The sequence below is a fragment of the Halomonas sp. AOP5-B2-8 genome (genome assembly GCF_052376475.1).
GTDB lineage: Bacteria > Pseudomonadota > Gammaproteobacteria > Pseudomonadales > Halomonadaceae > Vreelandella > Vreelandella casei.
Map to the genome: position 1 here is coordinate 363,024 of NZ_JBQSVS010000004.1, position 13,226 is coordinate 376,249.

Sequence of the window (13,226 nt, forward strand, 5' to 3'; positions counted from 1 at the left end):
ATGCCATCATTACCAAGTCATCGAAGCGGCGTTGAGCAAGCCAACGGCCACGGCTACGCTTGCCATTAAAATACCGTAAGCCTGATGACCTTCGGTGATGTGCTGAGAAAGACTTTCACCCTGCTTACGCAAAAATAGCTTAACCGCGAAGAAGGTTGCCAACTGGACGATAAAGGCCACGACGCCCCAAAGCACAAAATCGATAAAGTTGATCGAGTGCGCCATTGCGCCATACAGCGGAATGGTAAAACCTAGAATGGAGCCGCCGTAAGCAGAGGCCGCAGCGGCATTGCCTGCCCGAATCAGCGCCCACTCGTTGTGCGGCGTAATACGGCTGTAGCAGTACATAAAAGCGGCTAACAGAACGATCGCGGTCACTAGGTATGCCAAAAATGACGGCAGGCCGTAGAGGTAATTTACCATGGTACTTATTTCCTTCGAGAGGCTTGTTTAGATTGTAAAATTATCGAGCGGGTTACACCGCATCAATGTCGACGGAGGCTACATCGACACCGACGTTTTGCACCAGCATATAGCCACCTTCACCATCGTTTTCAGCGCTTAGCAGTAAATACTCCATGCGCTCAGTATCTTGGATGGTGCGCTCGTACAGCATGGCATGGTGTATGACCGTGCGTGCGACGATGCTTTCCGTGGTCATTACCTGTTCTTCAAAGATCACCGGCGGTGACCACAGGCTTTCGCCGTTTCCCCAGGCACGCTCATAGCTGCAGGTGCGCGGCTCATCATCTGTCGAAGCAAGGGCGATAGTCTGCGCGCCGATGCCGTTGGGCTGCTTGGTTTCACCGTTTACGACATCGTCAAACTCGGCATCCGAAAGATGGGCAACACGATAAAAGTCGAATAGCTTATATTCAAGTACCTGACCATGCTCAATGTTGGCCTGCAGCCACGTGTCGTTGTCGAAGTAAAAGCGCACTAAGTGTGCCCCTTGCCCCAGGTCAACGTGCCCGACAGCGGCGATATGATGATAGGCGTCATCATCCCAGCGAAACAGAGCGTCCTGGTGGGCGCGTAGGCCAATCAGCTTAATGTTGACGCGCCCATCCAGCCGCAGCCCTTCGAGGTCTTCCTGGCTGATGCCCGTGGGCAACCCTGCGGCTACCGAGCGGCCTGTGCTCGGTTCGTGGGCTTTTTGCGTGTTGGCGCGAAAAAGTGCCTTGAGGGTGTCAAACATGGCCTACCTCGTTAGTGAATACGGCTGCTCAGCAGCTTGGTCATACAAGCGATGAGCTTACTCTTGTGCGGCGCTTTTCTTCGCTTTCAGACGCGCTAGTACATCATCGGCTTTACGCTGTGTGCCGCCAATACCGGCCGCTTTTAGACGCGCTTCAAGCGAGCTTCCGCTCTCTTCTGCCGCCATTTCATCCGCCGCGCTCATTTGCGCTGAGTTAAGCTGCTGACGCTCTTTGATGCGCTCAAGAGATTCCATCGCGCTGCTCATGGCGCTGTTTTGGCCGGAATGACGAGCCGCGACGGCCGACTGGGCTTTTTGCGCCGACTCAGTGGCTTTTACAACGCTAACCTGTTGTTTAAGCTGGCGAAGCTGATTGTCGGTGCCGCGAATCGCGCCGCGCAGTTTTTCGATGCTGGCATCGTATTCGCTGACGATCGCGCGCTCTGCTTCGAGATCATCCTGTAGCGCGACCATGCGCTCGGCTACTTCCACCGCCAGCTCTTCTTCACCTTTATCGAGTGCCGCCTCAGCGCTTTTTTCCAGCTCAGCAACTTTGCTTTCCAAAGTGTCCGCTTTGTTGCTGTTTAACTGGCGCTGGCCCATTAAGCGGGTGAGCTCGGTTTTCGATTGGCTAAGGTGGTTTTCCGAGTCGCGAATTTCCTGGTCTAAAATGCGCAGTGCCTGTGAATCCACCACGGTTTGACCGGTTTCATTCGCTTTACCGCGCAGGGCCGTCATGATTTTGCTTAACATAGAGAGTCTCTTTTAAAAAATATCGTTATCTCACCGCCGCCCTACAACGACTAATCGCTATCAATATTAACCCTATCAATAGTGACCACAGAGGCGACGGTACATTAATCGGTATCAGACGAAGTGCGTTTGAATCAGTTCAGCGACATCCATAGCGGCAGCGGCCGTGGCGTGCAGCTCAGCGCAAATGGATTCAAGCTTGGAGTCGCCAAACAGCTGTCCGTAGGCCACATAAACATCTTGTCCGTCGATTTCTACAATGCCGACAGAGGCTAACGGTAGTGAAATACCCTGACGCAGCAGCACGTCGTTCAGTTCAGCGGTTTTGGTCACGCTTTCCACCGCCACAATGGGCGCCATCGCGATCCACTCATTTTCGCTGCGCGAAAGCGTCATCGGCAAGTTGCCGTAATCGTTAAGTTCCCAAATCAGCGTTTGATTCGTTTCATCCAGGCTGATTGTCGCCTGGGGCCACTCGATCGTTGCAGCGTCGTCGCTGCTGGACGATGGCTGGCTTACTATACGATACAGTTCGGCGGCGGTTATACCATTAGTGACGGTAGGCTGAGTCAAGGCGATTTGCTCCATCGTTCGTTAAGTGGTTTCACCTTAACACTTAGTGAAGCAAATGGTTCCTTTTCCCAGAAGAGGCCTACTAAAAGCCCCGCACGCGGCGGGGCCAAAGGCTCGGATGAGTATGCTTGTAGAGCGGGCAGTTAAGACGAGCGATAGGTGTCATTGAACTGCTTACGCAGCTCATTTTTCTGTACTTTGCCCATAGTATTACGCGGCAGCTCATCGACAAAAAACACCCGCTTGGGCTGCTTGTACTTGGCCAGTCGCCCGTCTAAATATTGGATCACTGCCGCTTCTTCAAGCGTGTTTGCTTTAGCATCAGCGCCTTGTTGGCGCACGACTACCGCCGTTACGCCCTCACCAAAGTCAGGGTGGGGTAAGCCAATCACCGCTGACTCAGCGACCTGTGCAAGCTCATCGATCACTTGCTCGACTTCTTTGGGGTAGACGTTGTAGCCACCGGAAATCACTAAGTCTTTGTCTCGGCCGACGATATGCACGTAGCTCTGATCGTCGACCATGGCGAGATCGCCGGTAATGAAAAAGCCGTCATCGAGAAGCTCTTCACGGGTTTTTTCAGGCATCCGCCAGTAGCCGATAAACACGTTCGGGCCGCGAATCTGCAGCATGCCTATTTCGCCATGCGCCACCTCATCGCCGGTCTCACGGTTGGTAATGCGCATTTCCACGCCGGGGAGCGGCATGCCGACGGTGCCCGCGCGGCGTGCGCCTTCATAAGGATTGGAAAGATTCATATTGGTTTCGGTCATGCCATAGCGCTCAAGAATCGCATGGCCCGTTTTAGCCTCAAAGGCTTCATGCGTTTCAGCGGTCAGCGGGGCAGAGCCGGAGACGAATAGCCGCATGTTGGCGGTAGCTTCTGGGGTCAGGCGCTCATCCTGTACTAACCGGGTATAGAAAGTGGGAACGCCCATCATTACGCTGCCACGGGGCAGCTCGTCAAAGATGATATCGGCATCAAACTTAGGCAGGAAAAGCATGCTAGCACCCGCCATCAGAGTGACGTTACAGGCAACGAATAGACCATGGGTGTGAAAGATGGGAAGGGCGTGAATCAACCGATCATCCGCGCTGAAGCGCCATGCTTTTAAGAGGGTTTGTGCATTAGAGGCAAGGTTTTTATGCGTAAGCATGGCGCCTTTAGAGCGCCCGGTAGTTCCCGAAGTATACAAAATAGCGGCCAGATCGCGCTCGCCAAGCGTCACAATATCTTCGCGTGGTGCTGACTGGCGGGCGTCGTCCATCAAGGTGCCGTCTGCGATACTGCCCAGGGTGGCTACCGCCGGGCAGCCGGTGTTTGCGGCCAGTGCGCGCGCCTCATCTGCTGCCTTGGGCCGGCAAACGAAAAGCGCAGGCTCGGCGTCATTTAAGAAGTAGCGAATCTCATCGCCGGTGTAGCCGGTATTTAAGGGCAGATAAACGCCGCCGATGCGTAGACAGGCTAAATAAAGCAGGATTGCTTCGGGGCTTTTATCGACCTGGACGGCGACACGATCGCCTTGTTTTACGCCAAGCTCGGTTAGTGCTCCGGCAAGCTGCGCGCTCATGTTCAGCGCATCGGTATAACTGTAGTGGCGACCTTCGCGCGTGGTAATAAACGCGGCATCAGCACGCTCGCGCATCTTGGCGGCAAACGTTGTAAATAGGTTATGGCTCATTTGGTTGTTTCTCCCTTAGCCAGTTTGCGCGCGCGACGAGCGAGGTCGCGCACCTCATTTGAGCAGGCAACGGTGGCCTTGGCGGTATAGTTTTCGTGGTTGTGCTCGATATCGTCCAGCACATATAGATAGTTGACCATTAAGCCGGCGCCCTGTTGAAACCCCTTGACGGACGTGTCGCCTAACCAGTTGATGCGGTGCAGCTCAGCACCGTTGCCCAGGTGAAAACGCGCGACCGGATTTAGCGGCAGGCCATGGCTGTTTTTCTCATCCACCAAGTAGCGCGCGGCCAGCGGGCGAATCGCGGCTTTAAGCTGCTCTTCATGGGCTTTATCTTGATGCCACGCCGGTGTTTCAAGCGCTTTGAGTGTCTGTCGCAGCGGCTGGGGCAGCTGTTCATCATCACGCTGGGCTTGCAGCCATTGAGCGAAGCCGGGCACCGGCGAAAGCGTCACAAAGTATTTAAGCTGCGGCAGTTCCTGAGACAGTTCCTGAACCACCTGCTTGATTAAAAAGTTGCCAAAAGATATTCCGCGTAGCCCCGTTTGGCAGTTGCTGATGCCAAAGAACGCCGCGGTATCGGCGTCATCCGGATCATTGAGTCCTTTTTTATTGCCAGGTCTCTCGCCGGACATCTCGCCAGACACCTCTCCAGATAAGATGGGCTGAATACGGCTCGGCAGACCCTTATGCAGCGCGACTTCGACAAAGATAAGTGGCTCGTCGCCAATCGCCGGATGGAAGAAGGCAAAGCAGCGCCGGTCGCGAGCGTCTAGGCGTCGACGCAAATCGTTCCAGTCTTGAATTTCATGGACTGCTTCGTAGCGAATAATCTTCTCTAGAATTGAGGCCGGCGTGTTCCAATCAATACGCTTGAGCATCAAAAAACCGCGGTTAAACCAAGAGCCGAATAGATGGTCAAAATCATCGTCAATCGCAGCCAGTTCAGGCTGTTCGCGTAATAATCTTAGTAAGTCTTCGCGCATTTTAACCAGCTCAAAAGTACCGTCGCTGGCCAGATTCAAACGCCGGAAGAGCTCCTGACGACGTGGCTCACAGGCCTCGAAAAGCCGTTGCAGTGAGTCATTGTCACGGGCCTCATGGTAGCTTGCATAGGCAGCGTCGATAGGATCTGGCTCGGCCGCGAAGTCAGCTGATAGGCGAGCAAAGAAGCTGCTTTTTTCAGCATCTGAAAGGCGTTGATAGATCGCTAAGGCGCGACTTGCCAAGGCGATGCTGGAGGCTTCCCCATCGCTTTCAAGCAGCGCTTGGCAGGCTTTGACTAGCTGGCGGTGGTCGGGCGTTAGCGTCTCAGGCTGGCGGCGTCGCAACAGAGCATCACGCTGGGTGATGTTGTTGAACAGCTCCTGAAGAAACATCATGTTCATTATTTGCTCCTCAACCCATGATCAAATTAGGTAGCCACAGGGCGATGCCTGGGAAAAGACAAAGCAGCAACATACCCAGCACCATGCATAGCGCGTAGGGCAAGCTGCCCATCAGAATGTTGCGCAACGAGATATCCGGCGCGATGCCTTTAATAATGAATAGGTTAAGGCCCACCGGTGGCGTGATCAGGCCGATCTCCAGGTTGATGGTCAAAATGACGGCAAACCAGTAGGGGTCGAAGTTGGCCGCCAAAATGATAGGCAATAAAATCGGCGCAGTCATCACGATCACGGCGACGGGCGGTAGGAAGAAGCCGGCTACCAGCAAGAAAAGATTAATCACCCCCATGAGTACCCAGCGGTTTACTTCTAAATCTGCAATCGCGGCCGCCACGGTTTGGGTGATAAACATTGAAGACAGCGCGTAGGCAAACACTTCGGCGGTGGCAATAATCAGCATGATCATCACGCTTTCGCGCAGCGAGTCGCGCATGATCAATTTAATCGGACCCAGCTGCCACATGCGGTAGATAAGAATAGCCAGCGCCAAGCAGAGGAATGCACCGACGCCCGCTGCCTCCGAGGGTGTTGCCACCCCGCCGTAAAGAGCAAATAGAATGCCCGCTACCACGCCGAGAAACGGCAGTACACGTACCAATGCCTTCATGTTGGTATCGACATTCTGCTTGACGGTCTGTTTTAGCCGCTCGGCGGATTCCGCCATTGGGTTGCTATAACCCCCGGCTCTTTTGCAGGCGATCATGGTCCAGGTCATAAACAGGCCTGCGAGCATAAAGCCCGGCACCACGCCGGCAATAAACAGCCGCCCGATCGAGGTTTCGGTGGAAATCCCGTAGATGATCATGGTGACCGACGGCGGAATCAAAATCCCCAAGGTGCCGCCGGCGGCAATACAGCCCGCCGCAACGCCGTCGGGGTAGCCGCGTTTGCGCATTTCAGGAATGCCCATTTTACCTATCGCCGCACAGGTCGCCGGTGACGAGCCTGAAAGTGCGGCAAAAATCGAACAGGCGCCGATGTTGGAAACGGCCAAGCCGCCGGGTAGCTTACCCATCCACAGATCCAGCGAGCGATACAGATCACGCCCCGTGGGCGAGGATGCCACCGCAGCGCCCATCAAAATGAACATGGGAATGGCGACAAAGCCAAATTCCGCAATGCGATCAAAAAAGGTCTCCCCGAAGTAAGTAAGCTCGGAAAGACCGCGATCATAAAGCAGCGCCAGCAGGGATACGCCGCCCAGTGCAAACGCAATAGGGGTGCCGATGGCCATTAGTGCAATCAACGCGATGGCGACAATAATGCCTAACGTAATGGGATCCATGCTCAGCTCTCCCCACGTAAAATTTCAGCCACATACTGAAGTGATAGCAGGGTCGCGCCGACGGCCATCGGCAACAGTGCCGGCCATAGCGGTGGGTTCCATACCGAGCCCGTGGTCCAGTCGCCGTGGAGGGCCTCAAGTACGTAAACCCAGCTGGCATACGCTAAGGCGGCACAAAAGCCGAGACCAAATAGCGATGCCACTAAGCGCATGCCTTTTTGGGCAATGCCACCCAGCGCATCGGGCACAATCGTGATTGCGACGTGGCCGCCGGTCATTAAGACGTAGGGGCTACCCATGAGCATCGCCCCGGTGACCGAAAAAATGGTGAACTCGGTCTGCCAACTGGTGCTCATTCCCAATGCGTAGCGCACAAAGACCATCTGGCAGATAACCAGCACGCCAGCAATAAACATCGCGCTGGCTAAGTAGGCAGAATAGCGAGAAAGCACGTCCATGGCGCGAATGTAGCCGCCAAGAATGCCCCCGCGTGAGGAGGGTTCGTGAGTGGTGGTTGCCATATTTGTTCATCCGGCTGAGCAAGCATCATAAGGCGGCCACGCCTAGCGGAGTGGCCGAGCTATTAGGTGTTAACCCGTTGCTTACTCAACGGCAAGAGCCGCATCGATAATGGCCTGGCCATTAGGTACGTTCTCAGCAAAGTTTTTGTAGGAGGTCTCGCGGGCGATATCAAGCCAAGCGTTGTAGTCTTCTTCGCTCATGCTGACGACTTCAACGCCATTTTCTTCGTAGAGGTCGACCATTTCTTGATCAATCGCCGCCGCGGCGTCGGCGAAGAAATCCTGTGCCGATTTGCCAGCTTCCATCAGCGCCGTTTGCTGCTCCTCGTTAAGCCCCTGCCACACTTGCTCCGAGATCAAAATCGGCTCGTACATAAACCACAGTGCGAAGTCGCCTGGCTGGGTCAAACATTCAACCTGCTCGTAAAGTCGAAAGGAGATAAATGACATGGAGGACGTGTTGGCTGCTTCCAGCACGCCAGTTTGCATGGCGGTATAAATCTCAGAGGAGGGCATTGAGGCTATGGATGCGCCTGCCTCTTTCAGCATCTCTTCAAACGCAGGACCCGCCGCACGAATATTCTGCCCGCTCACGCTATCAGGTGACGTTATGCACTGCTCGCTGGAGGCAAAACCGCCAGACAACCAGGCGTCGGCAAGTACGCGCCCGCCACCTTCTAAAATGACATCTTTGATGAGCCGCATATATTCGGAGTCATTCAGGCGCTGGGCATGTGCCTGATTGCGCACTAAGCCCGGCATCAGCGTGGCAGAAAACTCAGGGTGGCGGCCGCTGGCGTAATCAAGCGGTAGCGACGTGATATCCAATCGGCCTCTCGCCAGTGCTCCCCACTGCTCGCGTGCTTTGAACAGTGATTGGCCAGGGTAAACTTCGATGGTCAGACCGACGTCCGCGGCGGCCACTTCGCGGGCCATGAGCTGAACCATTTCATCGCGCACATCCCCCTGGCCACCGGGGAATTGGTGCGAGGCGCGTAGTACGGTATCCGCAGAGGCATGAGAAGCCGCAATAGCAAGACCTAGTGCAGCCGCGGTAGGGATCAAATAGCGTTTCATGTGGCATCTCCAACACTTGTTGTTATGTTTTTGGATTAGCTTTTGTGTGTTCATCAGGCAAGCTGATATATATTTCAATAGCGGTTAACTGTGCTAATGTCAACTATATGGTCTTTTTAAATGCGTGAAATAAGCCACGATTCAGGAGGTAAAACATGACGGGCATTAAGCGTTCAAACGCACAGCGACTGAGAGATTCTCTCGAAGATGACATCATTAATGGCCGCCGTGTCCCTGGAGAGCGGCTCGACCCTGAGGCCTTGGGGCAGGCGTTTCAGGTCTCGCGCACGCCGGTGCGTGAGGCTTTTCAGCAGCTGGTTGCCAGCGGGTTGGTAACGGTGTCACCCAAGAAAGGCACCTTTGTGGCAAAAGTCGGAATCGACCAGTTGATCGAAATGTTTGAAGTCATGGCCGAGCTTGAAGGAATGTGCGGCCGCCTCGCTGCCCGCCGGATCACCGATCAGGAGCTGACGGCACTACGTGAAGCGCATCGACGGTGCGAAGCGGCTGCCTTAGCCGGTGATAGCGACGAGTATTATTATGAGAATGAAGGCTTTCACGACTGCATTTACGCCGCCAGCCACAATACTTTTTTGGCTAGCGAAGCGCGTCAGTTAAAGCAACGCCTCAAGCCCTACCGGCGCCTGCAGCTCCAGGTGCGCCAGCGGGTGCATAGCTCGCTGAGCGAGCATAAAACTATCGTAGAAGCGATTGAGAAGGGTGACCCTGTGGCGGCGCAGCAAGCATTGAGCGACCACGTGTTGATTCAAGGCGAGCGCTTTAGCGATTTCGTTTCTAGCGTGCGGCGTATGGAGGGGCCGCTAGAGCATACCGGTTAGATTTATCCCTATCGGTGGGGTAATGGCCCTTGCCGACATTGGGCTTTGCGCTGACACTCATAGCTATCGCCAACGCTTTGCTTCTTCCTACGCTGATTCCTCAGTGGAGAGTGCCTCATGCCTTTAACGGTCGCTTTGTTATCGCTCTGCCAAGCGCTGTTGGTCACCGGCAATGTATTGCTGATTGCTGTTTCGCCGCTGATTGGAGCATCGTTAGCGCCCAGTTCCTCCTGGTCCACCGCACCGGTCGCCACCCAGTGGCTGGGGCTAATGTGCGCCACCATTCCTGCCTCGCTCATCATGGCCAGGCTGGGCCGTAAACGCGGCTTTATACTCGGTAACATCGTTGGGTTGGTGGGCGCGCTGGTCGCCGTGCAAGCGTTGATGAGCCAGCGTTTTGGGTTGTTCTTGCTGGCAACATGGTTGATTGGTATCGGCATTGGCTTTGGCCAGCTGTATCGCTTTGCCGCGGTGGAAGCGGCACCCGCCAAGCTACGTGATCGAGCGATTGGTTTGGTGATGGGCGGTGGTGTGCTGGCTGCCTTTGCTGGGCCGTGGCTAGCAAGGGTGAGTCGTGAGCTTGGCGACGTACCCTTTTTGGCGAGTTTTGTGGGCTTGGCCGCGCTCTACGCATTGGCGTTAGTGGTGTTAATGCTAACAAGATTACCGCCCGCCTCGCGCACTCATGGTGAAGGCACCCCGCTGCCGCTGGGTAAGATACTCCGCCAGCCCGGCTTCATTGTGGCGGTGAGCGCGGCGATGGTCGGTTACGGTGTGATGAACCTGGCCATGACGGCCACACCGCTTGCCATGGCAGGGGCTGGGCACCACTTTAACCACGTTTCAATGACCATTCAGTGGCACGTGGTGGCGATGTTTTTACCCTCGTTCTTCACCGGCCATTTGGCCGCCCGCTTCGGCGCCAAGCAGGTCATTGTGGCAGGCTGCCTGCTGCTGGTGGCCAGTGCGTTGGTTGCCCAGTGGGGGATCGGTTTAGCCGGTTTCAACGTGGCGCTGATTCTGCTGGGTTTGGGCTGGAACTTTACGTTCCTACCCGCTACCGGGCTGCTCACTGAAAGCTACCGCCCGGTAGACAAGGCGCGGACACAGGCCGCCAACGAGTTTTTAGTGTTTGGCACCGCCGCCATCACTGCGTTGCTCGCAGGACCTTTGGTCAGCAGCTTGGGATGGGCGACGCTTAACCTACTGTTGATCCCCGCTGCGCTGGTGCCCTTGGCGGTACTGTTGTGGCAGCATCGCGCCAGTTTGGCACACGCTTAGAAATCCCCCGGCGCGCACTGTAGGCAGGTAAGCCCGAGTGCGCGCCACTGGGTGACCACGGCATCGCGGTCATCCAGCACCAGCCAGGGGGCGAAGCCGTCGCGGCGCATTTGATTGAGAAGTGCAGCTTTTACCTCTTCATCATCCACATGATCATCGCCCTCAGGGCGTAGGTACATGGCATCGAAAGGGATGGTGTGGCGCTCTAGCCAGCGCTGGGTATGCGCTCTGTGGCTATCCGGCCGGCCGCTGCAAATCACAATCTGCTGACCTTGTGCCTTAAGCATTTTCACCAGCCTGACAACCGGCTCAATGACCGGCGCCTCGGCCATATGGGCGAAGAAGGGTTCCCACTGTTTTTGGCTACCCAGCACCCAGTCGCTGACCTGGTGCGGATGAAACTCGGCAAGGGTACCGTCAACATCAACAATTACTGCGGACATGCAAAACTCCTTAGTGGCGAAAAAGTGGCTGAGCGCGCATCGGCTTTAAGTCGGCGAGTCGTACAGAGGCGCTTACCCAGCAGCCTGCTCCACGTGTTCAATTCATGATCAGTAAGCTGAGTAAATAGCGGAACGGTCTGGGTAGCGCCTAACTGATCGGTGAGTGCCACCAGGTGCGAGGCACGCAGGTGCACATTCCAGCGCTGCGCGCTTATCTTGCCTGCGGCGAGCTGGGCGCAGCGTTCGGGCGTTAAATAGCCGGTATGCAGTAGATGATGATGGGGCCACTGATCTGGCGTGTCATCGCGGTCGCTAATCAGTTGAAGCGTGGCATTTGGGTCATTCTTACCTGTCAAAACGCGGGCAATGGCGGCATCGATGCCCGGGCGTCTTAGCGTGACAGGCTGAGCAAGCAGGCTTGCCAAGGCACGTCGTATTGCTGGATCAATCGCCAAACTTATTCCCTGTTGCAGGGCTAGCTGGCTAAGCCATAGCGCCAGCTCCAATGCGCGACCGGAGGTGGGAACGGGGAGCGCGAGCGGACGATGAAGCTGCTGGCGCAGCTGCTGATAGCACACTGCTTGCGGGGCATCGTAGCTGCCGTAAGAGCCGTCAAGTAGTGCAGTGGCGGCTTTGGGCGGCGTATCGAACGGGAACACCCGCGACTCAAAGCAAGCATCGCCGCTGTAAAATACGCCGTTGCCCATCGCTAAGTGCAGCCATACGCCCCCTAGCGAGTGGCCGGCTTGCCCCGTGGTGACGTCAATGCCTGCGACGTTTAGCGAGCCGCGCTCGGGCAATGGTCGCCAGGCGCGGCTAGGTGGCAGCGCCTGAGCGACCAGCGGCGTGCAGTACAGCGGCACATCGTCAGGCAGGTGGGCCACACCGCCAATATGATCGATATGATCGTGACTAATCAGCACTGCGTCTACATCAAGACGGTTGGCCCACGTGATGGTGTCACCGGGATGGAGCGCGCCACCTGCATCCAGCAGCAGGCGTTTGCCGTTCGCCTCGACCACGATAGCGGCAGGGCCTTTGTCGCCTAAGCCGCTTAGAATGTCGATGTTGACGGTCATTGGTCGGGCTCCAGACACCAGCCTTGAAGAAGGGTGGCAGCGACTTGACTACCCAGTTCAGGTGCGCTGTGGTGATAGGCGAGCAGCGTTTCGCCGCTGGGCAGACGCAGGCTGAGCTCATAGCGCTCGCCACGAAAAATGACGCTTTCAACCTGAGCGGGCAGTTGGTCTGCCATCGCAGCAGAGAGGCTGATCCGAATATGCTCGGGGCGTACCAGTACCGTTTGAGTGCGCTCGGACGCCATGGCATTCAGGCCGTGCATTAGGCTTGCGCTCTCCAGCTTCTGCCCAGGGCGGCCAGCGGCGACGTTTAGCTGGCTGCCTTGGCCTATAAATCCCGCGACCCACGCTGTACGCGGCTCACGATAGAGCGTCTCCGGCGCACCCCACTGCACCAGTTTTCCGGCTTTCATGACGGCAATTTTGTCGGCTAGCGCCATCGCTTCGGTTTGATCGTGAGTGACGTAGACCAGGGTAGCGCCAGTGCGCTGATGAAAGTCACGGAAGCTGTGCTCCATGGTGGCGCGCAGGTGGCGGTCAAGATTGGCCAATGGCTCATCCAGCAGTACGACGGACGGGTCGCTGACCAGGCAGCGTGCCAGGGCCACTCGTTGGCGCTGGCCGCCGCTGAGAGCCTGGGGCGTTCGCTCGGCGTAGGCTTCAAGTTCCACCAAGGCCAGGGCTTGTTGCACCTTTTGCTGATACGCCGCCCCGCGCAGGCCGCGTAGTTTGACCGGATAGCCCACGTTGTCAGCCACGCTCATGTGCGGCCATAGCGCATAGGACTGGAACACCATGGCCATATTGCGCTGTTCGGGCGGTACATGAATCTCGGTACTTGCCAACGTGCGGTTGCCTAGTCGAATAGTGCCGTCGTTAACCGCCTCAAAGCCTGCCAGCATTCGCAGCATGGTGGTTTTGCCGCAGCCGCTGGGGCCGAGCAGCGCCACAAACTCACCAGGGGCAACCGCGAGGGATAGTTCATCGACGGCGGTATGTTCACCGAAACGTTTGGTGACACGCTCAATGGTTAGCCCGGTCATATTA

At 56.2% G+C, this 13,226-nt stretch carries 14 protein-coding genes; 2 read left to right on the forward strand and 12 right to left on the reverse strand.

The features are described 5' to 3' along the window. Positions 1-9 precede the first annotated feature (9 nt). The 9 genes from ACT3RP_RS11800 to dctP form a co-directional block, all read right to left on the reverse strand. Complete coding sequence (locus tag ACT3RP_RS11800; protein WP_096277709.1) at positions 10-423, reverse strand: DUF350 domain-containing protein; 414 nt, start codon at positions 421-423, stop codon at positions 10-12. Positions 424-475: 52 nt separating this feature from the next. After that, complete coding sequence (locus ACT3RP_RS11805; RefSeq protein ID WP_483393828.1) at positions 476-1,198, reverse strand: DUF2491 family protein; 723 nt, start codon at positions 1,196-1,198, stop codon at positions 476-478. Positions 1,199-1,255: 57 nt separating this feature from the next. Further along, the gene (locus ACT3RP_RS11810) at positions 1,256-1,951 is read right to left on the reverse strand and encodes a PspA/IM30 family protein (RefSeq protein ID WP_444625000.1); all 696 of its coding nucleotides are present in this window, start codon (positions 1,949-1,951) and stop codon (positions 1,256-1,258) included. A 114-nt stretch (positions 1,952-2,065) separates the two neighbouring features. Next, positions 2,066-2,524 carry a DUF2170 family protein gene (locus tag ACT3RP_RS11815; RefSeq protein ID WP_225734159.1) on the reverse strand — a complete coding sequence of 153 codons (459 nt, stop codon included), beginning with the start codon at positions 2,522-2,524 and terminating at the stop codon, positions 2,066-2,068. 143 nt (positions 2,525-2,667) lie between these two features. Next, positions 2,668-4,206 (reverse strand): malonate--CoA ligase, encoded by a 1,539-nt coding sequence (locus ACT3RP_RS11820; protein ID WP_483393829.1) that lies wholly within the window; start codon positions 4,204-4,206, stop codon positions 2,668-2,670. Further along, positions 4,203-5,594: a malonyl-CoA decarboxylase gene (locus ACT3RP_RS11825; RefSeq protein ID WP_444671946.1), complete on the reverse strand. Its 1,392-nt coding sequence runs from the start codon at positions 5,592-5,594 to the stop codon at positions 4,203-4,205. The genes ACT3RP_RS11820 and ACT3RP_RS11825 overlap by 4 nt, the downstream gene beginning before the upstream one ends. A 10-nt stretch (positions 5,595-5,604) precedes the next feature. Then, positions 5,605-6,939, reverse strand: a complete 1,335-nt coding sequence (locus ACT3RP_RS11830; protein ID WP_441686255.1) for a TRAP transporter large permease — start codon at positions 6,937-6,939, stop codon at positions 5,605-5,607. A gap of 2 nt (positions 6,940-6,941) precedes the next feature. After that, the gene (locus ACT3RP_RS11835) at positions 6,942-7,460 is read right to left on the reverse strand and encodes a TRAP transporter small permease subunit (RefSeq protein ID WP_444625003.1); all 519 of its coding nucleotides are present in this window, start codon (positions 7,458-7,460) and stop codon (positions 6,942-6,944) included. Positions 7,461-7,541: 81 nt separating this feature from the next. Then, positions 7,542-8,537 carry a TRAP transporter substrate-binding protein DctP gene (gene dctP / locus ACT3RP_RS11840; protein WP_441686259.1) on the reverse strand — a complete coding sequence of 332 codons (996 nt, stop codon included), beginning with the start codon at positions 8,535-8,537 and terminating at the stop codon, positions 7,542-7,544. A 155-nt stretch (positions 8,538-8,692) separates the two neighbouring features. Between dctP and ACT3RP_RS11845 the strand changes: the two genes are divergently transcribed. After that, positions 8,693-9,376, forward strand: a complete 684-nt coding sequence (locus ACT3RP_RS11845) for a GntR family transcriptional regulator (RefSeq protein ID WP_441686261.1) — start codon at positions 8,693-8,695, stop codon at positions 9,374-9,376. A gap of 117 nt (positions 9,377-9,493) precedes the next feature. After that, positions 9,494-10,657 (forward strand): MFS transporter, encoded by a 1,164-nt coding sequence (locus ACT3RP_RS11850; protein ID WP_483393830.1) that lies wholly within the window; start codon positions 9,494-9,496, stop codon positions 10,655-10,657. On the opposite strand, the gene ACT3RP_RS11855 is transcribed toward ACT3RP_RS11850, so the two are convergent. From ACT3RP_RS11855 to ACT3RP_RS11865, 3 genes are read right to left on the reverse strand one after another with little or no spacing between them, the layout of a single operon-like run. Further along, on the reverse strand, positions 10,654-11,100 hold the full coding sequence (locus ACT3RP_RS11855; protein WP_096277731.1) for a phosphatase domain-containing protein: 447 nt from the start codon (positions 11,098-11,100) through the stop codon (positions 10,654-10,656). The genes ACT3RP_RS11850 and ACT3RP_RS11855 overlap by 4 nt on opposite strands. Beyond that, positions 11,088-12,179, reverse strand: a complete 1,092-nt coding sequence (locus ACT3RP_RS11860) for an MBL fold metallo-hydrolase (protein ID WP_444625005.1) — start codon at positions 12,177-12,179, stop codon at positions 11,088-11,090. Before ACT3RP_RS11860 ends, ACT3RP_RS11855 begins: the two co-directional genes overlap by 13 nt. Continuing rightward, positions 12,176-13,222 carry an ABC transporter ATP-binding protein gene (locus ACT3RP_RS11865; protein ID WP_483393831.1) on the reverse strand — a complete coding sequence of 349 codons (1,047 nt, stop codon included), beginning with the start codon at positions 13,220-13,222 and terminating at the stop codon, positions 12,176-12,178. Before ACT3RP_RS11865 ends, ACT3RP_RS11860 begins: the two co-directional genes overlap by 4 nt. Positions 13,223-13,226: the final 4 nt, after the last annotated feature.